This is a genomic window from Candidatus Pseudomonas auctus (genome assembly GCF_048654275.1).
Classification (GTDB): Bacteria; Pseudomonadota; Gammaproteobacteria; order Pseudomonadales; family Pseudomonadaceae; genus Aquipseudomonas; species Aquipseudomonas pharyngis.
In genome coordinates this window covers 42,517-68,900 of sequence record NZ_JBJYZK010000001.1, presented here as the reverse complement: position 1 = coordinate 68,900, position 26,384 = coordinate 42,517, and the positions used below count along the sequence as shown (strand labels likewise).

Sequence of the window (26,384 nt, the reverse complement as noted above, 5' to 3'; positions counted from 1 at the left end):
TTTTTATTGGAACGACACCGATGACTGCTCACGCAGCGAGCGCGGGCGCATGTCGATCCAGTGTTCGTTGATGTAATCCAGACAGATTTGGCGTTCGCCGCGCATCCCCGCCTCGCTCCAGCCGCTGGCCATCGGCTTGCCCGCCGGCCACAGGGAATACTGGCCCTGAGCGTTGATCACCACATCGAATTGCAGGTGTGCGTCATTCATGTCGTTCTCCTGTTGAACGGGATTGCAGCGTGGCCAGGCTTCGCTCGAGCCCGGCGGCGAGATGGTTGAGTGCGGCATGTCGCTGTTCGTCGCTCGAAGCACAGGCCCCGACGTAAACCCGCACGGACGCCCCGCAGACCTGAGCGCAGGTGTCTGCATCGTCGTCCGCGAAAGCCCGGGCCGACACCTCGGCATTGGCGCTGGCATGAGCCTGGGCAAACGCGGTGGCGGCGGCCTCGGTATTGAGTTGCGCGTAGTACTCGGCGAACGCCTCGGCATCGCCGAAGTGCTCGACAATCATGGCGCTGTTGGCCGGTGCGAGGCCGTAGGTCATCGCACTGGCGTGGGCCTTGGCGTACGCCGCGTCGTAGGCGTAGGCCTTGCGATACAGCGCCAGCAACACCGGTTTGAGCGCGGCCCGCCATTCGCCCTGACGCCCGAGCACGCCGAGTGCCGCCCGCTGATGCAGGCTTTGCAACGCGAGCAGCGCCTGTCGATGTTCCGGCAAGGCTTCGCCGAGCATCGGCAGAATCACGTCGGCCTGCCAGAGATGAAACAGCCGCAACGGCACGGGACCCTCGCCATTGTCTATCCGCTTGCGCAGGTCGTCGGCCTGTCCGGTTTCGCACAGCACTTGCACTAAATTCAGCAGCCATCGCGGCATCGAGATCGGTTCATTCATGGCGCCGGCTCATCCGTACCGATCACCTCGGCCAGCAACCGCGCCCAGCGGCCCGCCACAATGCCGTAGTGATCGGTGTCCAGGGTTTGCCAGCTGCGCAACTGCGGCAGCAAGGCCTGCCAGTTGCGTTGCAGGTCATCCGGATTCCAGGCATTGCCCAGCCCGTAAGGATTGGCGTGCCCGGCGATGAACAACCGCACCGCTGTGGTCGCCAATGCTGGCGGCTGGAAGTCGATCATGCTGGTCATGTTGTTGCGGCAGCACACCGTCAGCCGCTGCAGATACGCTTGGCGTTCTTCGCCCATGCCCTGCCCTTCGACCGCCGGCCAGCGCTGGGCAAACTCGCGCTGGAACACCTGCTCGATGGTCTGCTCGTCGATGCCGGCCAGTTGCGCACCGGCATCCGGCGCGGGCGGGTCGATCAGGTACAACAACGGCTGCCTGAAGCCGTCGACCTGGGCCTGATGACACAGCGCCTGCGCCACCCATGCGCCGAACGACCAGCCGGCCAGACGCCAAGTGCAGCCGTACGGAAGATGGACCTTGATCGCCTCCAGATACCCACTTGCACGTTCTTCCACGCTGACGTTCGGCAACTGCGGTACACGCAGCGCCGGGTCGGCGATCACGCACACGCCCAGTTCCGCCGGCAATGCCGACACCAGGTCCCGGTAGGCCTGAACATCGCCGCCCACCGGGTGGATCAGGTACAGCCAGTCACGCCCGGCTCCGGCATGCCATTGATCGATCCGCACCGCGTCGTGCCAGCCCTGCTGTATTACACCGGGCGCCTCTTCAACCGTGGCGGTCGAGACCAGCCCCAGCACCTCGCTCAGGCTGACCTTGTGGCTGAATTGCGACAGCTGGAATACCTCGCCAGTGACCGCTTGCAGCTCGTCGATCAGGTCGAGCAGCGTCAGCGAGTCCGCGCCCAGGTCGTACAGCGAATCGTCATCTTCCAGCTCGGCCACACCGAGCCACTTGCACAGGCACTCACGCAGGCGCGCCGACAGATCCACGCCCTTCGGCGCTTCGACCGCTGCGGCCACGGCACCATGGCGAACCGGATAAAACCGCCGCGCCGTGTCGATGCCGGTGGTGGAGATCAGCAGCTGCGGCAACTGCGTCGCCATCGCCAGATCGAACACCCGACAGCCCTCTTCCGACGACAGGCCAACCGTCAGATGCTCCAGGTGCGCGGCGTCCCCACCGTTGCTGGTGGTGGCCATGCCGATGTCGCGCCAGATGTCCCAGTTGATCCCCAGTCGCAAGCAAGTGTCGGCGGGGTTCGGGCGATAGTGGGTGAAGCCGTCGAGTACCCCGCTGGCCGCCGCGTAATCCAGATGCCCCGCGCCGCCGAACAGTGCCGACATCGACGAGCAGTACAGGACAAAACCCGGTGTCAGGTGCTCGATCAACGCCTCGACCGCCAGCATGCCGCGAGTCTTGGCGGCCATGGTCTCGGCCATTTGCCGAGGATCACGGTGGCGAATCAGACTGCCTGCACCGACGCCTGCCGCATGAATCACCCCGCTCAGACGACCGTAACGAACGGCCAGTTGATCGAGTACCTGCGGCCAGCGCGGCAGGTCGGCGATGTCCGCTTTGATGCAGTCGATCCGCGAAGCGTAAGCCGCCAGAGACGCCGGCAGTTGCCCCTGACGCGAGAGCAGCACCATCCGGCGTGCAGGCGCCTGCAGCAGGTGTTCGCACAAGGTCCGGCCGATGCCGCCGCTGCCGCCCAGCACCAGGAACGTACCGTCTTCCGGCAGAAGCCCTGATGTCGTTGCTGGGCCGGTCAATGGCTGAGGCATCAAGCGTGGCTGCCACAGGTAACCATCGCGCACCGCCATTCGCCGAGGCAGTGAAGACGGATCGCCAAGCAGCGCTGCCAACTCGCCGGCGTGCGTTTCAAGTGGTGACGACGGCAAATCCAGCCAGTGGCAACGCACCGGGTATTCCTGCGGCACCACTTCGGTGATGCCGGCCAGCGCTGCCAGTTCGGGGCGCTGAACCTCGCCGTCTACCGGGCATGCCTGCCATGACATCAACCACAAGCGCAGACGGGTCGTGCGCGGTGTTTGCCCCCAGGCCTGCATCAGCGCACTGACCGTGTCCAGACAGGCCCACTGCGCCAGGTCCAGCGATTGCTCGTTGACCGCGCCCGACACCGCCAGCGGCAAGGCATGCAGCCAGTCGAGTTCGCCGAGTTCAGGTTCTGCGACCTCGGCGAGCAAGCGGTTCAGGGCTTCGATGTCCAGCGGATCAAGCTCGAAACGGTCCGCGCTCAAGCGCTTGAAGCCATTGCCGGTGCGCACGTGAATGACGCGTCGGTACACAGTGTTCAGGCTCGCCAGCAACGTCGATTCCGGCGCTTCATGGCTGCACAGAATCAGCACCTCACGGGATTCCGCCGTCGCTGTTGCGCTCAATCGCCGGGTGCGCACCCACTGGCGCTGGTGGAACCAGTCCGCCAGCGGTTGCCGCGCAAGGGTTGGCGCTTCAGGTTCAGCAGCTACAGGCGTCTGGAAACGATACGGCTGAAGATCGAACGACGACGGCGGCAAATCCCAAGGCGGCGGTGCCGAGCGCTGCGGCCACTGGATATTCGCGCCTTCGTACCAGGCGTCCAGCAGCTCCTGCGCCGATTGATCACGGGCGATCACCTGCGCGCTTGAGAGCGTGACTTCCTTGATCGCTGTCGGCTGCAATGGAATGGCCTCACCCGTCCCACAAACCATTGCGAAGCGCCAGCGCAGTTGCCGGCGACCTGACTGCAAGTGCCGCAGCAACGCAGTCTGCTGTTCCGGGTTCGCGTGCAGGTATTCGCGAATCGCCGCGATATCGCGCAGCAACTCCGCCCGGCTATGGGCCGAGATCATCAGCAGCGGCAATGTTTCCTCGACCCCTTCCTGCGAAACTGGCGCAGCACCGACGATGACATGCGCATTGGTCCCGCCAATCCCGAAACTGCTGACACCGGCCAGTCGCCGCCGCCCCTCCGGCCATGGCCGGGACGTGGTCGGCACGTAGAACGGTGAATGTTCCAGATCGATCTGCGGGTTGATCCGGCCAAAACCGAGGTTCGGCGGCAACACGCCATGGAACACCGCGAGGCTGGCGCGAATCAGCCCGACTACCCCCGCCGCCGCGCCCAGATGACCGATCTGGCTTTTTACCGAAGCCAGCGCGCATTGGCCGGCCGGCGCATCGCCGAAAGCCTTGGTCAACGCCGCGACTTCGATCGGATCGCCCAGCAAGGTGCCGGTGCCGTGGGCCTCGATGTAGCCGATGTCGGCACCGGTCAATCCGGCCCGGTTCAAGGCATCGCGGATGACCGCGCTCTGCCCCGCCACCGACGGCGCGGTGTAACTCATCTTGGCCCGGCCATCGTTGTTCAACGCCGAGCCCTCGACCAACGCATAGATCCGGTCACCATCGGCCCGCGCCTTGGCCAGCGGCTTGAGCACCACCACGCCGTAGCCACTGGCGCCGAGGGTGCCGCTGGCGTCATCGCTGAATGGACGACACAGACCATCGGCGGAAAAGATGTGCTGCGAGCGATGCCGATAGCCCTCGGTCAGGGTCGGGTCGATCAGCACCCCGGCCGCGAGCATCACGTCGCTGTCGCCCTGACGCAGCATCGAACTGGCCAGGTGCACGGCGATCAGCGAACTGCCGCAAGCGGCCTGCACGCTCAGGGCCGGGCCGTTGAGGTCCAGGTGATACGCGGCTTTGGTCGCCAGAAAATCCTTGTCGTGGTGCAGCGCCAGCTGGAAGCCGTCCGGCAAATCGTCGTCGGCGGTTTCGCGCAGCATTTGCTGGAAGTACGTGGTTTCGCCGCAACTGGCGATCAGACCGATGCGCGGACCGTCCGCCGAAGGGACGATGGCCGCGTGTTGCAGGGCCTGTACGCAGGCCATCAGCAGATGCCGCTGTTGCGGGTCCATCAGGCGCGCTTCCTGGCGGCTGATGCCGAAGTACTCGGGATCGAAATCGAGCATGCCCGCCAGTTGGCTGCGGGCACCGACCAAGCCTTCTTCGGCAGCAAAGTGTTCGATGCCCAGCTCATTGCCTTGCACCATGGCCCAGAACTCGGACAGGTTCTGTGCCCCGGCCACATTGACCGCCATGCCGATGATCGCCATCGGCTGATGACCAGCATCGGTTTGCCGTACCTGCTGCACCGCTGCCACTGGCGCGGTCGACAGATGCGCCGCCAGACGCCGCACCGTGACGTGTTCGAACAGATCGGCCATCGTCACCTTGTGCGGCAACTCTTTGGCGTAACGGCCGTGCAAACGCATCAGGCCGAGGCTTGTGGCGCCGGCCTCGAAGAAGGTCTGCTCCGGCTCGATGTCCCGACCGATCACGGCCTGGAACAACTCGCTCAGTTGCCGCTCCAGCGCACTCAATTGAACAACCGGTTGTGGCGTGCTGCGCCGCTCCAGCGCCTCGCCCAGATTCGGCAAGGCCTTGCGGTCGATCTTGCCGCTGGGGGTGCGTGGCCAGAGGTCGATCCGCCGGTATTCATCAATCCGCACATGGGCCGGCAGCAGCTGCGCGACCTGACGATCCAGCGCTTGCGACGTCGGAGGTTCGCCTTCGAGTTGCAGCCAGGCGATCAATCGGGGCGGATCGGCCTGCACCGCCACCACCGCGTTGACCACTTCCGGCACCTGCATCAGCGCCGCCTCGATCTGCCCCAGTTCCAGACGATGGCCGCTGAGTTTGATCTGCTGATCGTCACGCCCCAGGTAATGCAGGCAGCCTTGGGCATCGGCCCACGCCAGATCGCCGGTGCGGTAGTACAAACAGTCGTCTGCCACCTCGACAAACCGCGCGGCGTTCAGGGCAGGATCGGCCAGATAACAGCGGGCAACCATCGGCCCGGCCACCAGCAGATAGCCGCGACTGCCGATCGGCACCGGGCGGTCGTGCTCATCGACCAGCAGCAACCGCGCATTGCCGACGGCATGGCCGATCGGCGCGCGCAACGGCCAGTCCCGCGCCACGGGCGGCAGGCGCAAGGCGCTGACCACGTGGGTTTCGGTCGGGCCATAGTGGTTGAACAGCGACGCGTGCGGCATGCCGCCGAACCAGTTGCGCAGCGCATCGGTGCAGAGCAATTGCTCGCCGGCCGTGATCACCTCGCGCAACGCCGACGGGTAAATGCCCCGGGCCACCGCGGTTTGCGCCAGATGCTGCAAGGCCACGTACGGCAGGAACAGGCGCTCGATCCGCGCCTCGACCATGTAATCCAGCAACGCCTCGGCATCCTGACGCCAGCGCGGCGTGATCAGGTGATAACAACCGCCGCCGCACAGGGTGCTGAAAATCTCCTGGAACGACACATCGAACGACAGCATCGAGAACTGCAGGGTCACCGCTTTCGCCGGTAACTGCCCTTCGGTGCGCTGCCATTGCAGCAGGTTGCACAGGGTGCGTTCCGACACTTGCACCCCTTTGGGCGTGCCCGTCGATCCGGAAGTGAACAGCGTGTACAACGGCCGTTCGCCAGCGTGGCGTGGACGCTCGAACGTTCCGGCATCGGCGCGCAGATCAACCCGATGGGTGGCGAATCGTCCGGCGTTCAGGTCATCCAGTGCAGCCTTGGTCGCGTCGCTGAACAGCACACAAAGCGGCTGCGCCTGCTCCAGCACCTGACGCTGGATGGCCACCGGGTAGGCGGGATCCAGCGGCACGGCGGTCAGGTTGAGTTTGGCCAGGGCCAGCAAGGCGACAATGTGCTCCACCGAGGCATCGAGGAACAGCACGACATGCAACGGCGCGTTCCCGGCCGGCAACGGATGGCGCTCGATCAGGTTTGCCGCCAGAGCATCGGCCAGCGCATTCAGCTCGCTGTAGCTGAGGCGCTGCTGGCCTTGAACCAGCGCGACCGCCTCCGGTGTGCAGTGCACTTGATGCTCGAACCCGTCCGCCAGTGTGTTGAACGGCAGCGCAATCTGCGGACCTTCGCTGGCGGGTGGCAGGCTGCGTCGATACGGACCGAGCAAATCTTCGAGGTTGGCCGCCGGGCTTTCCAGCAACAGGTCCAGCCCTCGGCGGAACAACGCGTTCACCGCCCGCATCTGTTCGGCATCAAAATAGCTGCACTGATATTCCCACCAGCATTCCAGCTGCGACCCGCTCCCAACCATCAACAACGTCAACGGGCACTTGGCATGTAACTGCTCGTTGAATGCCAGCGTGGCGCGCAGGTTTGAGTCGGCCAGTGCGGCGTAGTCAGTGTTTTCCAGCACGAACATGAAGTCGAACAACGAGGGGCTCGACGACAGCCGCAGGTCTTCCACCAGATCCGCCAGCGCCACGTCCTGCAACGCCAGTACCTCGCGCACGGTGGCGGTCTGTTTGCGTAACTGCACGCTCAGGGTCAATGGGTTTTCAACGGCAGTGGGGATCAGCACGGTGTTGGCAAACATGCCGACGGTGTCTTCGAACTCCGCCAGCGGCCGGTTGGCCACCGGGCTGGCGATCCGTGGCCGCTCGCACCCGGTCAGGGCGTACAGGCTCCAGGCGAAGACGCTGAACAGCACTTCGAAACGGGTCAGCCGTTGTTGGGTGCAAAAGCGCTCAAGAGCCGCACTGCGCAGGGTGCCCAAGGGTTCGCGGTGCAACCGGGCGTCGGGGCTGATTTCGCGCATTGGCATCAATGCAGGCGACGGCTCTTCCTGACGGCGATGCAACTCGGCGAGGGCGCGGCGCTGGTCGCGATAATGCGGATCGACGCTCCACTGACGCTGCCACTGGCCAAACTCCAGCGTCGTCAATCGGGCGGCCGGTTGCAGGCTGTCGCGGCCTTGCAGGGCATCGGCGTAAAGCTGCGTCAGGTCATCGAACAACAGGTTCACCGACCAGCCATCGACGATGATGTGATGCAGGTTCAGCAACAGCCGGCAGCTGCCATCGGCGAACGGCAACAGCCAGGCCTGAAACAGGTTGGGTGTGGTCAGGTCGAACGGCGCGGCGAACACCAGCTCGGCGAAGGCCTGCCAGTTGTTCTCGGTGAAATGCCCGACCGCGAAGGTGCGACAGGTCGAACCCTGCTCGGCGATTACCTGATCCAGTCCATCGGCACCCGCCACGAATGCCGTGCGCAACCCCGGATGACGCTGCACCAGACGCCCCAAAGCCTCGGCCAGTGCCGCAACTTCGACACCTGCCGCCAGATGCAGAATCAGCGGCACGCTGTAGGCGGTCGAGGTCGGCGAGCGTTGTTGCAACAGCCACAGCCGGCGCTGTTCGGCGGTCGCCGGCAGGCGTTTGGCGCTGCTGATCGGAGGCGCGGGTGGGTAAATCGACTCGCGGTTCGTCTCACCGCTCAGTTGTGCGGCCAATGACGAGAAAGGCTCGTTGAGCAACGTATCGATGGCGATCTCTCGCTGCCAGTGGACACGGATCGCCGAACGCAGGCGCAGCGCCTTGAGCGAATCGCCGCCACTGCCCAGCCAGTCGTCCTGCGCGCTCAGGGCCGGTTGGCCGAGCAGCGAGCGGGCCTGACTCAGCAACCAGTCCAGCGCCGGTGAAGCGTTTTCGTTATCCGTAGCCGCCAGGACTGGATGCCACGGACTCAACCCTTGGGCCAGCAAGCCATCACGATCAATCTTGCCATTGGCCGTCAGCGGCAGGCGCTCCAGCAGAAACAACTGGTGCGGCCGCATATACGGCGCCAGTTGTGCCCGCAGATGGTTTTCGAATTCCTGATAGTCCAGATCCCCGCGAGGCACGATGAACGCCAGCAACTGATGGTCTTCTGCCGCCTGCCGCCGGGTGCAGACGTACACCTGCGCCACGCCCGGATACTCCAGCATCCGTTGCTCCACCTCCCCCGGCTCGATCCGGAAGCCACGAATCTTCACCTGCCGGTCGACCCGCCCCAGGTACTCGATCAAGCCTTCGGCATTGCGTCGCACCAGATCACCGGTGCGGTAATGCACCTGCGCGCCACCGTCGAGGAAGAGCAAACGGACGAACTGGCGAGCAGTTTCTTCGCGCCGGTTGCGGTAGCCACGGGCGACACCGCTGCCACTCAAATACAGCTCGCCGACCTCGCCCGCCGGCACCGGGCGTTGCTGCTCATCCAGCACCTGCACGCCGGTATCCGGCAACGGTCGGCCAATGGGCGCCGAGTCACCGGCAAAATCGCGGCTGATCGGCCAGCACAGGGCAAACGTGGTGCATTCGGTGGGGCCGTAGGCGTTGAAGATCCGGCAGCGGCTCTCAGGATTGGCCCGATACCAGCCGCGCACGGCGGCAGCGCTGATCTGCTCACCGCCAATCAGCACCTGACGCACGCTGGAAAAGCACGACGGCCACTCGGCAATCAACGTGTTGAACAGCGACACCGTCATGAACAGGTTGTCGACCTGCGTGCGCTCCAGCACCTCGGCCATTCGACGCGCATCCAGCACGTCCTCGTCGGCGATCATCACGCAGCAGCCGCCGTTGAGCAGCGGCGCCCACAGTTCGAAACTGCACGCATCGAACGCAGGGTTGGACAGGCAGGCAAACCGGTCCGTCGGGCGAATCTCGATATAGCCGTCGGTGTGCGCCAGACGCAGCAGGCCGCGCTCGCCCACCTCGACTGCTTTTGGCGTGCCGGTGGTGCCCGAGGTGTAGAACAGGAACATCACCTCGGCGAAGTCTTCGGCCAGTGTTTGCGGCGGAGCGTCCGGCTGATCGAGCAAGGCCTCGACACTGGTTTGCCACAGTGACGGCGACCACAGCGGCTCTTCATCCAGGGTAATCAGGCCGACACACGCCGCATCCGCCAGCATCAACTCCCGACGTTTGCGTGGGCTGGCGCGATCCAGCGGCACCACCACCGCGCCGACTTTCAGGGCGCCGATAATCGCTGCCAGCCACTGCCAGCAGCGCGGCATGCACAACGCCAGCGACTGACCAGGCTCGACGCCGCGCGCCAGCAACCCTCGGGCGATGCGTTCGCTGGCGCTGGCCAGTTCGGCGTAAGTCAGCGTGACCGATTGATCGATCACCGCCGGGGCTTGCGGATTACCCGCCACTTGCTCGGCAAAACGCGCGAGCAATGGCCTGTCATTGGACGCACTCATCATTTCGCCTCCTGCGCGTCGAAGCGTTGCAGCTCCCGACGGATGATTTGCGAGACCCGGTGGATTTCCGCGCTTTCAAGCATGTCCCAGTGCCCGCCGCTGACCAGTTTCGCCAGATAGCCGCTGCCCGCGCGGCGACGCCAGAAGCCACGCAGTTCATGCAACTGATGGCGACTGAAATCTTCCCGCGCCTGGATCAGCACCACGCGGCCAGCGCGCGGCGCGCATTCATAGGCAGCCATGGCCAGACGGTTGTGGTTGTAGATGTTGAAGTAGCGTTCGACCTGGGCGTCTTCGATGCCGGGGTACATGCCGTTGAAACGCACCAGCTTGTCGCGAAACTCGGCCATGTCCACGGTGCCGATCTGCTCGCGGAAACCGGGGTCGTCACTGCCTTGGGTGTCGAGCAGCACCACCGTTACCTGACGATGTCCCGCCGCCGTCAACCGCCGCGCCATTTCATAGGCCACCAGGCCGCCGAACGACAGTCCGGTGAGGATCAGCGGTTGCTCCGTCAGCGGTTCGATCTGGCGCAAGTAAGCCTCGGCCATCGCCTCGACCGTCGGCTCGGTGCTCTCCCCCGGATTCAGCCCCGGCGATTGCACCCCATAGACGCCGGTTTCATCCGGCAGGACCTTGGCCAGCGACAGGTAACAGAACGCCGTGCCGCCCGCCGGGTGAATGCACACCACGTTGTGCTGGCCGCTGCCGCGACGGAATTCGATCAGGTTGCTCTGGGCCAGCGCCGGATTCGCCCCGACCCGCAGCCAGCCGCCCAGCGCCTCGATGGTCGGGTAGCTGAGCACCACGCGCACCGGCACTTCGACCGCGAACTGCTGGCTGATTTCATGAGCCATCTTGATCGCGGCGATCGAGGTGCCGCCGACGTTGAAGAAGTTGTCACGAATGCCGATCTGCGGCGCCAGCAACAGGCTTTTCCAGATCTGGTACAGCGCCAGTTCGATGTGATCGCGCGGGCTGCTCAGGTTGACCTGGCGGTTGGTCATCTCTTCATCCGCCAATGCTGTCAGCGCGGCACGGTCGACTTTGCCGTTGGCGGTCAGCGGCAAGGCGTCGAGCCACAGGTAGCTGCCGGGGATTACGGCTCTGGGCAGGGTTGTCGCCAAATGGGCGTGCACTGCGGCTTCGTCCACGGTCTCGGCTACTACGCAACAGGCCACCAGCCGCTGGTCCTGCGCTACTTCGCCGACCATTAACACCACGGCGCTGCGGATACCGGGAAACGCTTCGAGCCGGGCCTCGATCTCGCCCAGTTCCAGGCGCACACCGCGCAACTTGACCTGAAAGTCGTTGCGACCCAGAAATTCCAGCTGACCGTCCGGGCGATAACGCGCCAGATCGCCGCTGCGATAGAGCCGATCACCTGACACGAACGGGTTGTCGATAAAGCGCTCGGCACTGAGCTGCGCCAATCCCAGATAACCCCGAGCGACGCCGACGCCGCCAATATGCAGATGCCCGGTCACGCCCACCGGCACCGGCTGGTCGCGGTCATCGAGCACGTAAAAACGGTTGTTGGCAATCGGCCGACCGATCGGCAGTTGCCGGGTCGGCACCTCGGCGCCAGGCTCCAGGGTCCAGATGCTGTTGATCACCGTGGTTTCGGTCGGACCGTAGACGTTGTGCAGCCGCGCATGGGGCAGTCGCTCCTGAAAGCGCCGGGCCAGGGCTGGCGGCAGCTCACCGCCGCCGCTGAACACATGGGTCAGCGACGCACACTGACTGACCTCGTCGACTTCCAGAAACAGCTGCAACATCGCCGGCACGAACACCAGCGCCGTGACCTTCCGTTCGCGCACCTCGCGGGCCAGATACGCCGGTTCGTAATGCCCGCCGGGTCGCGCAATAACCAATCGCCCGCCGGTTGCCAACGGCCAGAAGGTCTCCCAGGCCGAAGCATCGAAACCGAACGGGATCTTGTGCAGCATCGCCCCTGCTTCGCCGCAGACCTGCAAACACCACAGCAGCAGATTGCTCAAGCCACGGTGGGCGACCATCGCGCCCTTGGGCAACCCGGTGGTGCCGGAGGTGTAGATCACGTAGGCGAGATGGTCCGGGGTGACGCCGACATGGCGCGGATCAAGATTGTCCGCCGCCAACGACGCCCAGCTCGCGGCATCTTGTTCGAGGTCGAGGATCGGCGCTTCCCAGGTCGAGCCTTGCACGGCTTGGCGCAAAATCCCGTGCGCCGAGCCGAGGGTCAGCAGCACCGCCGGCGTGCTGTCGCCGAGCATATGACTCAGGCGCCCCAGCGGATAATCCGGATCCAGCGGCACGTAAGCGCCGCCGGCCTTGAGCACCGCCAGCAGCGCCACCGGCAACTCCAGCGAGCGCTCGATGCACACCGCCACGCGCACGTCCGGGCCAACGCCCAAGGTGCGCAAGTGCCGCGCCAGCCGATTGGCCTGGGCATTGAGCTCGGCGTAGCTCAGGGATTCGCCCTCGAAGACCACTGCGCAGGCCTGAGGGTTGCTCGCGGCCTGCGCTTCAACCAGTTGATGCACGCAGGGCGCCGTTTGCGTCAGCGGCGCGGTGCGGTTGAAATCGACCAGCACCTGCTGACGCTCAGCCTCGTTCATCAATGGCAAGGCATTGATCGGTTGCTTGGCGTCGGCGGCGATCTGTTCGAGCAAGTGACGGTAGTGCCCGCTCAGGCGCTCGATGGTTGCGATGTCGTAGAGGTCGGTGTTGTATTCCACCAGCAGGTCCAGCCGCCCATCCCGCTCGACCCATTCGAATGCCAGATCGAACTTGGCCGTGGCACTGCTGGTGCCGTACGGCGCCAGTTCCAGGCCAGGCATCTGCACTGCGTTGCCCGGGGTGTTCTGCAGCACCAGCATCACCTGGAACAACGGCGAATGACCGGGATCGCGCGGCGGGTTGACTGCCTCGACCACGCGGTCGAACGGCACATCCTGATGAGCGTGGACGTCGAGCATTTGCCCACGCACGTCGCGCAGCAGCTCGGCGAAGGTCTGCTGTGGACTCAGGCGCTGACGCAGCACCAGGGTGTTGACGAAATGGCCGATCAGCGGCTCGACTTCCGGGCGATTGCGGTTGGCGAACGGCGTGCCGATGCACAGATCCTGCTGACCGCTGTGGCGCCACAGCAGCACCGCCAAAGCACCGAGCAGCACGTTAAACAGCGTGCCCTGAGTTTGCCGGCCCAACGCCGTGAGTTCGCGCAAGGTGCCGCCATCGACCGAGGAACTGAACGTGGCCCCGACATAGCGCTGCACCAACGGTCGCGGCCGGTCGGCGGGTAAGGTCGACAACAGCGGCGCGTCGTCCAGTTTACGGCGCCAGTAATCGAGCTGAGCGTCCAGCGCCGCACCGCCGATGCGCTGTTGCTGCCAACAGGCGTAGTCAGCGTATTGCACCGGCAACGGCGCAAGCGTCGGGGTTTCGCCACGCAGATAATCGCCGTACAGCGTGGCGACTTCGTGCAGGATCACGCCCATCGACCAGCCGTCGGCGATGATGTGATGCACGCTGTAAAGCCACAGGTATTCATCGTCGGCCACGCGCAGCAACGACGCCCGCAGCAGCGGCCCGCTGGCAAGATCGAATGGCGCCCGGGCATCCTGCTCGACGGCGAATCGCACTTGCTGCTCGCGCTCGTCGGCAGGCAATTGGCGCAGATCCGTCACCGACAACGACAGCGGCATCGACGGGTGCACCACCTGACGCGGTTCGCCGTCGACGCTGCGAAACGTCGTGCGCAGGATTTCGTGGCGGGCCACCAGTTGGTTCATCGCCCGCTCCAGTTGCGCGACATCCAATCGGCCCTTCAGCGTCACAGCGGTGGGCACGTTGTAGAACGGGTTGCCGGGTTCCAGTTGATCGAGAAACCACAGTTGCCGTTGCGAGAACGACAATGGCCATGACGCGTGCGCGCCGGCGCGGGGCGGAATCACCGCGTCATCGTGCCCGCCGAGCAAGGCGATCAGTTCCTGTTTGTGACGTTTGAGCGCCAGGGTCAGTTCTTCGGTGAGAAACCCGCGCGGCGCCTTGCAGCGCAGCCTGTCACCGTCCACCTCGAGCACCACGCCATGGCGAGCGAACAACGCCAGCAATTGATCGGCATTCATACTTCGAACTCCTCCATGTCTTCATCGTCCAGGCTGGCGGTCGCAGGCTCGCTGGCAAACACCTCGACTGGCGCGCGGTGTTGTTCATCGGCCGTGCGCAGACCGCCGATCATCGAGTAGATCAATTCATGGCTCGGCCCGAGATCGAACAGCGTCGTCAGTTGCTGCTCCTCGACCGAGCCGATACCGCAAAGGCCCAGACCGTGCTCGACGGCAGTCATGCTCAGCAACTGGGCCATGGCGCCGCTTTCGATGTGGCAGAAGTCGCGGCTGCGCTCGCCATACAGCGGGCGAATCGCCGCCATGTCGGCGATGAAAAACAGCGAGAACGCGGCGTTCTCGTACACCGGACGGTTGACGAAATAGTCGTAGGTGTCCGGGTCGAGCAATCCGCTCTGGAGCGCCAGCAAACGATGCTGGCGGGGATCGTAGTAATACGCGCCGCCGGGGACGCCGAGCACGCGATCCGGCTTGATGTAAAGGTACGCCTGAATCGGGTACAGGCCGCCCGCCGACGGGAACTGGTATTTCACTTCGCCGTCGAGTTGCCCCTGGGCCAGCGCTGCCAGTACGTGCGCGAAGGCCTGGATGGCGATCGGTTGCCGATCGTATTGACGCACCGAGCGGTAATCGCTCAAACGCCGGGCGAAGGCCGGGTCTTGCGGCAGGTCCAGCGCCAGCGCCGGCAGGGTCTGAGCGAAGTCGCGGCGTCCGCGCTGTTCAGCCTTGAACTGCGCCCGCTGCTGGGGATCTTCGATGATGTCCTGCACGGGCTCCGGGGCCTGCTGCACGTTGCCGAGCAGATCCTGCCGCGCTCGGTTCTGGCGGTACATGCCAAGCAGATGCAGCAGCGTCGGTTGGGCCAGCAATTGCGCCACGTGCGGGCGGAACTGCAAGGCGCCGGACAAGGCGTTGCTGATCCGCACGATATCGATCGAAGTCGCGCCAAGGTTCAGCAGGTTGGCATTGGCGGCAATGGATTCGCGCTTGAGCACGTCCTGCACGATCTCCACCAGCCGCTGTTCCTGCGGCCCGTCGACTTCCAGCGCCGGTCCTTGCTCCTCGATTTGCTCCGGCTCCGGCAGGCGTTTCTTGTCGACCTTGCCGTTGGACGACAACGGCCACGCTTCAACAAAGGTGAACGACGGCGGAATCATGTAGGCCGGCAGTTTGTCGCTCAGGTACGCGCTGAAATCGCTGGCCTGCAACGCCGGGTCGGCCTTCAGCACATAACCCGCCAGACGCTTCTCACCCAGCGTGCTGCCCAGAATCCGCACCACCGCGCTCTGCACGCCGGGATGGCGATTGAGCGCGGCTTCGATCTCGCCCAGCTCGATGCGATAGCCCTGGACCTTGACCTGATTGTCTTCGCGACCGAGGAATTCGATGTTGCCGTCCGGCAGCAAGCGTCCCAGGTCGCCCGTGCGATACAGCCGCTCGCCGGTCAGTGGATGATCGAAGAAACTGCCGGCGCTGAGTTTTTCATCGCGCCAGTAACCTTTCGCCAGGCCGATACCGCCGATGTACAGCTGCCCCGCGACCCAGGTCGGGCGCACTTGCAGCGCTTCATCCAGCACGTAGAAACGCTGATGATCGAGGGCCTTGCCGTAGGGAATGCTGCGCCAGGTCGGGTCGACGTGCTGTACCGGGTAACAGATCGACCAGATCGACGCTTCGGTGGCACCGCCCAGGCTGATCAGTTGCAAATCCGGCTGCAAGGCCCAGACCCGCTCGGGCAGAGTCAATGGAATCCAGTCACCGGACAGCATCGCCACCCGCAGGCTGGCGGGCAACGTGCCGCCCTCGCCCTCTACGTACTCGACCAGCATGCCGAGCAGCGCCGGCACCGAGTTCCACAGGCTGACCCGATGACGTTCGATCAACGCCAGCCAGTGCGCCGGATCGAGTGACAGTTGCGGTTCGAGGATGACCACCGCCGCGCCCACGGCGAGGGTGCCGAAGAAGTCATAGACCGACAGGTCGAAGCTCAGCGACGAGATCGCCAATACCCGGTCAGTCGGGCCTACGGCAAAGCGCCGATTGATGTCGAGCAAAGTGTTGACCGCGCCGCGATGGTCGATCACCACGCCTTTCGGCTGGCCGGTGGAGCCCGAGGTGTAGATCACGTAAGCAAGGTCGCTTTCGCTCACCTGCACCGGTTGCAGGAGTCCATCGTTTGAAACTTCATCGGTTACGGCAATGGCCGTCACCTGCGCCGGCCATTCGATCTTGTCGAGCAGCGCCGGTTGGGTCAGGGCCAGGCTTGTCTCGGCCCGTTCCAGAATATGCCGCAATCGCTCCGCTGGCTGGGTCGGTTCGATTGGCAGGTAAGCGCCGCCGGCATACAGGATCGCCAGGGTAGCGACCACTTGTTCCCAACCGCGCTCCATCACCACGGCGACCAACCGGTTCGGCAGCACACCCTGCGCTTGCAGTCGGGCGCCGAGTCGGCGAGCCTCATTGCGCAACTGGGCGTACGTCAGTTGCCGCGTACCGATCACCGCCAGGGCATCCGGTGTGGCGAGGGCCTGACGTTCGAACAATTCGTGCATCAATGGCAGCGTTTGCTGATTGTCGACCGGTGCCGGCAAGCGTGCCTGCGGCAGCTGTTGCGGCGTGTTTGCACCCCAGGCTGCCGGTTCGCAGAGGCTGTCGAGCAGGGTGTTATAGGCGACGAACATCTGCTCGATCATGCCTTGCGGGAACAGTTCGTCGATGCTGTCCCAGTTGAACAGCAGGCGCCCTTCCAGCTCCAGCAAGGTGTGGTCGAGCCACACTTGCGGGGTCTGGGTGATGCTGTGCATGTGCCGGGCGTTCAACGCGTCGGCGAGGTTGAATTCGGCCAGTTCCGGCGCCGCTTCCGAGAGCGTGCTGTTGAACACGATCGGCATCGCCGTCTGCTGCACGCCCCGGGCCTGGGACAATTCGCGCAGTACCCGCACACCGCTGACCACCGAATGGTCGATGTCGCGCCACAGTTGCGCCTGCACCGCGCGAGCCTTGTCGGTGAAGCTCTGCGAACCGTCGATACCGACTTCCAGCAGCACCAGCGAGGTGAAGTCGCCGATGATTTCATCGACATCCGGGTGCAACGGCATGCGGTTAAACAGCGGCAGGCTCAGGGTGAAACGTGGGGTGCGACTCCACAGCGCCAGCACTTCGCTGAACGCGGTCAGCAGCATCACCGATGGCGTCACGGCAAACTGTTTGGCCACGGCTTTGAGCTGTGTCCACTGCGCCGCCGACATGTCGCGGTCGCGGCGGGTGAAGTGTGGGTTGGCGATGCTTTCGGGCTGGCGTACCAGCGGCAGGTCCGGCGCGGGGGCCAGCGTGGTCACCCGCTCACGCCAGTAGCCCAGCGCCTGCTCGTAGCGGCGGCCATTACGCAGTTGCTGTTCAGCCAGCACATAGTCGCGGAAGGTCAGGCCCGGTTCCGCCAGCTCCAGGTTCGGATCGACGTAGAACGCCATCAGTTCGCGGGCGAGAATCTGCGTGCTCGCGGCGTCGACGATCAGCGCATCGAGGCTGATGTGCAGATGAGTGATGCCGTCATCGAGTAGCGACAGGCTGAACTCGAACAGCGGCCAGCGACTGGCGTCCAGCACCTGATGGGACTGACGTTCGCGGGTCGCTTCCAGCGTGCGCTGCGCCACATCGGCAGGCAACCCGCGCAGGTCGCTGCGCGGCAAATGGTAGGTCGGCACCTGCGCCAGCACTTGCTGGGTGCCGTCGCTGAGGAACACCACGCGCAGCATGTCGTGGCGCTGGATCATGCGATTCAAAGCCTGTTCGAAACGTTCGGCGTCGAACTCGGGAATGCGCAGTTCTTCGTAACCGTGGGCACTGACGCCGCCGAGGCTGACCGTGGCCTCGCGACCGAACCAGTAGGCTTGCTGGATATCGGTCAGGGGGAATGGTTCATGTCGATTAGCGCGATCCGGTTCGATCTGAATGAACGCCGGTTCAACGCTTTGCTCTTCACGCGACACCTGCGTCGCCAGATCCAGCAACACCGGAGTCTGGAACAGACTGCTCAGGGACAGTTGCGCGCCCATGCGCTGGTTGATCGCATAGATCATCCGCGTCGCCAGCAGCGAGTGGCCGCCGAGGTCGAAGAAGTTGTCGTGAATACCAACCCGTTCGCACTTGAGCACTTCGGCCCAGATCTCGGCCATTTGCCGTTCGGTGTCATTGCGCGGCGCCTCGTAGGTCGCCCCGGCGCTGCGTTCCGGTGCCGGCAACGCCTGGCGGTCGAGCTTGCCGTTGCGGGTCAGCGGCAATTGCGACAGGCGAACCCAGGCACTCGGGATCATGTGTTCGGGCAACTGGCGTTGCAATTCGGCTCGCAGGAATTCGCTGGTCGCGGTGCCGACCACGTAGGCCACCAGACGCTTGTCCCCGGCCACGTCTTCGCGCAGCAACACGGCGGCTTCCTGCACGCCGGGTTGTTGGTGCAACAGGCTGTCGATCTCACCGAGTTCGATGCGGAAGCCGCGCAATTTCACCTGTTGGTCGATGCGTCCCAGGTACTGCACGTTGCCGTCGGCCAGGAATGTCGCGAGGTCGCCGCTGCGGTACATCCGCGCGCCCGGCTCGGCGCTGAACGGGTCCGGCAGGAAGCGTTCGGCGGTCAGGTCCGGGCGGTTCAGGTAGCCCCGGGCCAGGCAGGCGCCGGCGATGTACAACTCACCCGCCACGCCGACCGGCACCGGATTCAGATATTCGTCCAACACGTACAGCCGCGCGTTGGCGATGGGACGGCCGATGGGCGGCGCGTCCGGCCAGGATTCGGCCTCGTTGCAATCGAGGCTGAACTGGCTGACCACATGGGTTTCGGTCGGCCCGTACTGATTGTGCAGTTGCGCGCCACCGAGCCCACGGACAAAACCGCGCAGCTCGTCATTGATTTGCAGGGCTTCACCGGCGGTGATGATCTCGCAACCACCGGCCGGCATCGGTGCATCGGCCTCGGTCAGGCCGGCGAGTTGCTGCAACACGGCGAACGGCAGGAATGCCCGCTGCACGCCTTCGGCCACCAGGGTCGGGCGCAGCGCGGCGAGGTCCTTACGGCTGTCTTCAGTCATCAGCAACAGGCTGCCGCCCTGGCAGAGCGTGCTGCAGATTTCCTGGAACGAGACGTCGAAGTTCAGCGAGGCGAATTGCAAGACGCGCTGCGGTGCGATGCCCTGTTCGAGTTGCCAGGCGATCAGGTTGTCCAACGCGCGACGGTTGTGGGCCACGCCTTTCGGGCGTCCGGTGGAGCCGGAGGTGTAGAGCACGTAGCCGAGGTTTTCCGGGCTCACCTTGATTTGCGGATCATCCGTCGGGTGTTGTGCCCATTGCGCTGCGTCGGTGTCCAGGCAGCAGATTTTCGCCTCGTTGGCCGGCAGCCCGGTCATCAGGCTCGACTGGGTCAGCAGCATGCTTGGCGCGGCATCGCTGAACATGAACGCCAGACGCTCGCTCGGGTAGGCCGGATCGAACGGCACGTACGCCGCGCCAGCCTTGAGGATCGCCAGCAGGCCGATGACCATGTGCGGCGAGCGTTCCAGGCACAGGCCGACGCGATGTTCGGGGCCGACACCTTGTTCGATCAGGTAATGCGCTAGGCGGTTGGCCACGCGATTCAGTTCGCCGTAACTCATTTGCTCACGGTCGGCGAGCAGCGCCACGGCGTGGGGCGTTTGCCGGGCAAGGGTTTCAAAACGCGCCACGCAACCGGGCAACGACACGGTATCCCGCGCGGTGCGGTTCCAGTCATGAACGATTTGCTGGTGCTGCTCGGCGTTCAGCAGCTTGATCGCGGCCAGCGACTGCTCGCTGTCCTCGACCATCTGCGTCAGCACCCGGCGCAGGTACTCGCCGAACTGCTCGACGGTGCCGCGTTCGAACAGCCCCGAGGCATATTCCAGGCCACCGACGATCTGCCCGTCACGCTCACTGAGCGCCAGTTGCAGATCGAACTTGGCCACGTGGTGGCTGCTCTCGACCGGCGTAACGTCGAGCCCGGACAGCAGCAGGTCGGAATCCTGATCCTGCTCCCAGGCAAACAGCACCTGGAACAATGGACTGTGGGCCAGGCTGCGCGGCGGGTTGAGCAATTCCACCACTTGCTCGAACGGCAGGTCCTGATGTTCCTGAGCCTCCAGCGCCACTCGCTGCGCCTGTTGCAGCCATTGCGCCACCGACGGCGTACCCGATTGGGTCATGCGCAGCGCGAGGGTGTTGACGAAGAAACCGATCAGCCCTTCCAGTTCCTGCTGCGGGCGGTTGGCCGATGGCACGCCGATCACCACGTCGCTTTGCCCGGAAAGACGCGACAGCAGCAGTGAAAAACCGGCCAGCAGAGTCATGAACAGCGTGGTGCCTTGCTGCATGCCCAGGGCTTTCAGGCGTGCGGTCAGGGCGGCGTCGAAGACCAGCGGGACGAAGCCGCCGAGGTAATTCTGCACGGGCGGGCGCTTGTGATCGGTCGGCAACTCCAGCAGCACCGGCGCGCCGCTGAGGGTTTCGCGCCAGTAACGGCTTTGCTGCTCAAGCACGTCGCCGGACAGCCATTGCTTTTGCCACACCGCGTAATCCACGTACTGCACCGGCAAGGGCGGCAGCGGATCGTCGCGATCCTGCAACGCCGCTGCGTACAGCTGACCGAGCTCGCGGGTGAGCACGCCCATCGACCAGCCGTCAGAGATGATGTGATGCTGGGTCAGCAGCAAGACATGGTCATCCGCCGCCAGCCGCAGCAGGCTGACCCGCATCAGCGGACCCCGGCTCAGGTCGAAGGGTCTGGCGCCTTCCTCGTCGATCAAGCGGCTCAGGCGTTCTTGCGCATCGAGCCCCTGCACGTCAGTCACCGTCAGCCGGACACTGTGCGCAGGCGGCGAAACCAACTGCCGCCCTTCCCCTTCAACGGCGATGAACGTCGTGCGTAACGCCGCATGGCGCGCCACCAGTTGATTGAAGCTGCGTTCCAGTGCCGGCACGTCCAGCGAACCGCGCAAACGCAGGTTCAACGGCATGTGATAGGCAGCGTTGCCACCCTCCATTTGTGCCAGAAACCATAGGCGCTGCTGAGCAGACGACAACGTTTGCGCGCCCGAGCGTTCAAGGGCCGTGATGGCCGGGCGAGCCGCCGCCTGACTGGCTTGCAGCCGTTCGGCGAACGCCGCCAGAACCGGTGCGGCAAACAGCGCCGAGGGCGCCACTTCCAGCCCCAGCGCATGACGAACCTGCGCCAGCACGCGCATCACCAGCAGCGAGTGACCGCCGAGGGCGAAGAACTGATCCTCACGCCCGACCCGCTCCAAGCCGAGCACGTCGGCCCAGATCGCGGCGAGTGCGGTTTCCAGCGAGCCTTGGGGTGGCTGGTATTCCTGCTGATCGAACGCCTCGACGTACGGCGCTGGCAGATTTGGGCGATCGACCTTGCCGTTGGCGGTCAGCGGCAGTGCATCGAGACGCACGAAAGCGGTCGGCACCATGTAGTCCGGCAGGCTGATTTGCAGTTGTTCGCGCAGTGAGCGCGGGCTCAGCGTTGAGTCTGGTTTTTCGCAGTAGTAAGCGACCAATCGCGGTTCACCGGGACTGTCCTGGCGCAGCAACACCACGCTTTCGCGCACACCCGGGATGTCCGCCAACCGGGTTTCGATTTCCCCCAGCTCCAGACGCAGGCCGCGCAATTTGGCCTGAGAATCGTTGCGGCCAAGGAATTCCAGTTGGCCGTCGGCCCGGTAACGCGCCAGATCGCCGGTGCGATACAGACGCTCGCCCGCCACGAACGGGCTGTCGATGAAACGCTCGGCGGTCAGTTGCGGCAGGTTCAAATAACCGCGCGCCACGCCGACGCCACCGATGTACAACTCGCCCGCGACACCCTCGGCAACCGGTGCGCCGTCAACGTCGAGCAGGTAAATCCGGGTGTTGGGCAGTGCCCGGCCAATGGGCAGCACTGGGTCGATCTGGCTGTTTTCGGTGAGCTCGAAACAGGTGCTGTCGATGCTCGCTTCGGTCACGCCGTAGGCCTGGACAATCTGCACGCGATCACCGCAAAGCCTGCGCAATTGCCGCGCGCTGTGGGCGGTCCAGATGTCGGAGCCGCAGACCACGGTGCGCAGGAACGACAGGTCGTGGCCGGTCTCTTCGACCCACGCCAACAGTGGATTGAGCAGCGCCGGGACGAAGTCGGCAAAGCCGATGCGCGCGTCATGCATCAGGCGATACAGGGCCGGCGGGTCCATCAGGGTGTCCCGTGGGCAGAGCACCAGCGTGCCGCCAAAACCCAGTGCACGGATCAGGTCGGCGCTGAACACGTCGAAGGAAAAACCGGCCATTTGCAGGTGGCTGATCGGCTCGCCCAACTCATAGAGTTGCGCCCAGTCAGCGCTCACGGCGACCAGCCCGCGATGCTCGACCATCACGCCTTTCGGGATGCCGGTGGAGCCGGAGGTGTAGATCACGTAAGCCAGGTGACGGGGTGTCAGGCCAATCGCCTGAGGGTCGGGGTTGTCAGCCGGGAGCGAAGCCCAATCACTGGCGTCGGCCAGATCCAGCAGCGTCGGGGTGGTCGCCGACTGTTGGAGCGCCGCCCGCAAAACACCGCGCGCCTGGCCGTGGGTCAGTACCACCGGCGGTGCGCTGTCGGCCAGCATGTGCGCCAGCCGAGCCTGCGGGTATGCCGGGTCCAGCGGCACATAGGCGCCGCCGGCCTTGAGCACCGCGAGTACGCCGACCAGCATTTCCAGCGAACGCTCCAGACACAGCCCGACCCGCACGTCTGGCCCGACCCCGAGTTTGCGCAGCTGATGGGCCAACCGATTGGCGCGGGTGTTCAGTTCACGATAACTGAGCGCCTCCTGATGCCAGCGTGCGGCGATGGCCTCGGGGTTGCGCAGCACCTGCGCCTCAAACAGGCCGTGCACGCACAGGTCTGCATCGAACGGTTTCAAGGAGCAAACGTCGGGCTGCGCGGAATTCGTCCCACGCAAGGAAGTGTTATCGAGCATCGGAGGCTACCGTCCATGACTACTTTATTTTTGTGATCAGGCCGGGACAGAAATGCCCCGCCAGTCAGGCCCCGGCATCAGATGCCGGCACGGTCATTCGAATTCAGGAGGATGGCGCGGCGCGCGCGTGCAGACTCGCGTTGAACGCGGGCATACGCAGAAATTCGGGGGGAGACAGGCTGGAGAAAAACGCCGCCGCGCGGTCGGCGCAGGCAACTGGAAAGTGGGCCGGATCATTGGCGACAGACGTCGCCCCGTTCATTGCATCGACGATTGCAAACCGCGTGACCAATTGAAACCTCGACTTCCATTTGAGGGTCAACGACGAGGAACAACCTGCGCGGGGATGACAGCGCCAGGGTGGTCCCGATCGGCTGCGACTGCCGGGTCTGTAGACACACGGCAATCTTCTGGCGCCGGGTTTGTGACCCGAAGCGCCGGCGGATAATAACCACGTTTTTTGTTAGGGAGGCAAACAAAATGTAGGAAATTTGCTAAATAAATATCGGACGTTTCCTACATGGTTGTGACGATGGCAAAGGGACAGGGATGTCAAAAATGCTCGTACACCGTACCGCCGTTTCCTGCAGGCCACGGGCATCGAAAACCGCTGCAGCGTCTTGAGTGGCCAGCGAAAAAGTCACCGCGCGACCTACCTCGATAGCCGGGCGCTAACAAGCGCTAACAACGCATAACTGGCAGTCATTCGGCTGTGAAGGCAGGCTTGAACCTCACCGCTGAACGCCGGCCCACCTGCAAATCTTTTCAGCAGCCGCGCTCAGTCGAACGATGGTTTTGCGAGGGATTCGACCATGGCTGAAGGTTATCGCCACACTTGCCTGTGCGAGTCAGACCGGCTCGGCAACGACGAATTGTATGCCTTGGTCGCGGGCGCCGTCCGGCATGGCCGGGGTGAGGCGCAACAGCTGTTCGCGACGGTGACACCGTTGCTTATCGCCTTCTACGAAGGTCAGGTGCAGGCCGGGCGGATCCGTCGCGAAGACACCGGCAGCCTCGTTCAGCAAGCCTTCAGGGCGCTCTATCAGGAACAGGCCGCCCATGACCCGAGCTTTCCGTTTCGCGCCTGGCTGATCGAAATCGCCCGCTCGACCCTGCTCGACAATCTTGGCCATCGCGGCGCTGATGCCGTGGCCACGGCCGACGCGCTGGCGGGTGCATCTGCACGGGAATGTCATGAACCCACGCGGGCCACATGAACCGCCCTCCACGCTGTGAAATGCTTTTCAGGGAATGCCCATGATCGATATCGAAAAAACCCTCTACTCCGCGCATACCTGCACCACAGGCGGCCGCGAGGGCACAGGACGCAGTGACGATGGCCGACTGGATCTCAAGCTGTCGCCACCGGGTGCGCCCGGCTCCGGAACCAACCCCGAGCAATTGTTCGCCGTGTGCTGGTCAGCCTGTTTCCTCGGCTCACTGCGCCACGCCTGCAATGCGCGCAAGATCGTTTTTCCGGCCATGGCCGGGGTGGATGCTCAAATCGACCTGGTCCACGGCGAGCACGGGTTCTTCCTGCAAGCGAAACTGGCGGTGTCACTGCCGGAGATCGAACCGCAAGTGGCGCAACAACTGATCGACGCGGCACACCAGAACTGCCCCTACTCCAAGGCCACGCGCAACAACATCAAGGTCAGCATCACCCTCGCCTGATCTGTCCCCCGCCGACACCAGAACGCACCGTCTTCCAACCACACCTTCGTACTATCCGGCGACACCATGGTGCAATAGATCGCGCCCGGGGCTTTTGATGTGATGGCGGGAAACCGACAAAAGCCAGGAGTTGCGCATGAACAAGCTGACGACTGCCGCGGGCGCGCCCGTGGTTGATAACAACAACGTACAGACCGCCGGCCCCAGAGGCCCGATGCTGTTGCAGGACGTATGGTTGCTGGAAAAACTGGCGCACTTCGATCGGGAAGTCATCCCCGAGCGGCGCATGCACGCCAAGGGTTCCGGTGCGTTTGGCACCTTCACCGTCACCCACGACATCAGCCGCTTCACCAAGGCCAGACTGTTTTCCAGCGTGGGCAAGACCACCGATGTGTTCGTCCGTTTCTCGACCGTGGCCGGTGAACGTGGCGCGGCGGATGCCGAGCGCGATATCCGTGGATTCGCCATCAAGTTCTACACCGAACAAGGCAACTGGGATCTGGTGGGCAACAACACGCCGGTGTTCTTTCTGCGCGATCCGTTGAAATTCCCCGACCTCAACCATGCGGTCAAACGCGACCCGCGCACCAACATGCGCAGCGCGCGCAACAACTGGGATTTCTGGACCTTACTGCCGGAAGCACTGCATCAGGTCACGATTGTCATGAGCGATCGCGGCCTGCCGCGCACCTACCGCCACATGCACGGTTTCGGCAGCCACACCTTCAGTTTCATCAGCCCGGCGAACGAACGTTTCTGGGTGAAGTTCACCTGGAAAACCCAACAAGGCATCGAGAACCTGACCGATCAACAAGCCGCAACACTGATCGGCGATGACCGCGAAAGCGCCCAGCGCGACCTGTACAACGCCATCGAAGAAGGCCACTTCCCGCAATGGAAGCTCTACGTACAAGTGATGCCGGAGCTGGACGCCGAGACCTACCCGATCAATCCGTTCGACCTGACCAAAGTCTGGCCTCACGCGGATTACCCGCTGATCGAAGTCGGCGTGCTCGAACTCAACCGCAACCCGGACAACTACTTCGCCGACGTCGAACAGGCGGCCTTCAACCCGGCCAACGTGGTGCCCGGCATCAGCTTCTCACCGGACAAAATGCTCCAGGCCCGGCTGTTCTCCTATGGCGATGCCCAGCGCTATCGTGTCGGCGTCAACCATCATCAGATCCCGGTGAACGCGCCGCGCTGCCCGGTCAACAGCTATCACCGTGACGGCCAGATGCGCACCGATGCGAACGCGGGCAGCACAATCGGCTACGAGCCCAACAGCTATGGCCAGTGGGCCGAGCAACCGGATTTCAGCGAACCGCCGCTGGCTCTGAAAGGCAGCGCCGGGCACTGGAACCACCGCGAGGACGACGACTACTTCTCGCAACCAGGCGCGCTGTTCCGGGCCATGTCGCCCGCTCAGCAACAGGTTTTGTTCGAGAACACCGCGCGCTCGATCCATGGCGCCAGCGCCCAGACCCGGCAACGCCACATCGATAACTGCACCCAGGCCGATCCGGCGTACGGTGCAGGCGTTGCACAGGCCATCGAAGCGCTGGGCTGATCCGCAATGGCATAAACAAGGCAAGCAGGACAAGCAGGAGTG

The 26,384-nt window shown here is 64.2% G+C and carries 8 protein-coding genes; 3 read left to right on the top strand and 5 right to left on the bottom strand.

Translation table 11 applies throughout. The features are described from left to right. Positions 1 to 3: 3 nt before the first annotated feature. Genes ACKUG4_RS00225 through ACKUG4_RS00205 form a run of 5 tightly spaced genes read right to left on the bottom strand, consistent with a single transcriptional unit; the run spans position 4 to position 23,098 of the window. Positions 4 to 210 (bottom strand): MbtH family protein, encoded by a 207-nt coding sequence (locus ACKUG4_RS00225; RefSeq protein ID WP_445433097.1) that lies wholly within the window; start codon positions 208 to 210, stop codon positions 4 to 6. Continuing rightward, a complete protein-coding gene (locus ACKUG4_RS00220; protein WP_445433096.1) occupies positions 203 to 892 on the bottom strand; it encodes a hypothetical protein in 690 nt (229 codons plus the stop codon). The genes ACKUG4_RS00225 and ACKUG4_RS00220 overlap by 8 nt, the downstream gene beginning before the upstream one ends. Then, on the bottom strand, positions 889 to 9,987 hold the full coding sequence (locus ACKUG4_RS00215; RefSeq protein WP_445433095.1) for a hybrid non-ribosomal peptide synthetase/type I polyketide synthase: 9,099 nt from the start codon (positions 9,985 to 9,987) through the stop codon (positions 889 to 891). The genes ACKUG4_RS00220 and ACKUG4_RS00215 overlap by 4 nt, the downstream gene beginning before the upstream one ends. Then, the gene (locus ACKUG4_RS00210; protein ID WP_445433094.1) at positions 9,984 to 14,096 is read right to left on the bottom strand and encodes a non-ribosomal peptide synthetase; all 4,113 of its coding nucleotides are present in this window, start codon (positions 14,094 to 14,096) and stop codon (positions 9,984 to 9,986) included. The genes ACKUG4_RS00215 and ACKUG4_RS00210 overlap by 4 nt, the downstream gene beginning before the upstream one ends. Then, complete coding sequence (locus ACKUG4_RS00205) at positions 14,093 to 23,098, bottom strand: non-ribosomal peptide synthetase (protein ID WP_445433093.1); 9,006 nt, start codon at positions 23,096 to 23,098, stop codon at positions 14,093 to 14,095. Before ACKUG4_RS00205 ends, ACKUG4_RS00210 begins: the two co-directional genes overlap by 4 nt. Before the next feature lie 812 nt (positions 23,099 to 23,910). On the opposite strand from ACKUG4_RS00205, the gene ACKUG4_RS00200 reads away from it, so the two are divergent. The 3 genes from ACKUG4_RS00200 (at position 23,911) to ACKUG4_RS00190 (ending at position 26,342) form a co-directional block, all read left to right on the top strand. Beyond that, on the top strand, positions 23,911 to 24,315 hold the full coding sequence (locus ACKUG4_RS00200; RefSeq protein WP_064595653.1) for a hypothetical protein: 405 nt from the start codon (positions 23,911 to 23,913) through the stop codon (positions 24,313 to 24,315). 40 nt (positions 24,316 to 24,355) lie between these two features. Further along, positions 24,356 to 24,772, top strand: coding sequence for an organic hydroperoxide resistance protein (locus ACKUG4_RS00195; RefSeq protein WP_085610216.1), 417 nt, complete (start codon positions 24,356 to 24,358; stop codon positions 24,770 to 24,772). Positions 24,773 to 24,908: 136 nt separating this feature from the next. Further along, complete coding sequence (locus tag ACKUG4_RS00190; protein WP_064595648.1) at positions 24,909 to 26,342, top strand: catalase; 1,434 nt, start codon at positions 24,909 to 24,911, stop codon at positions 26,340 to 26,342. Positions 26,343 to 26,384: the final 42 nt, after the last annotated feature.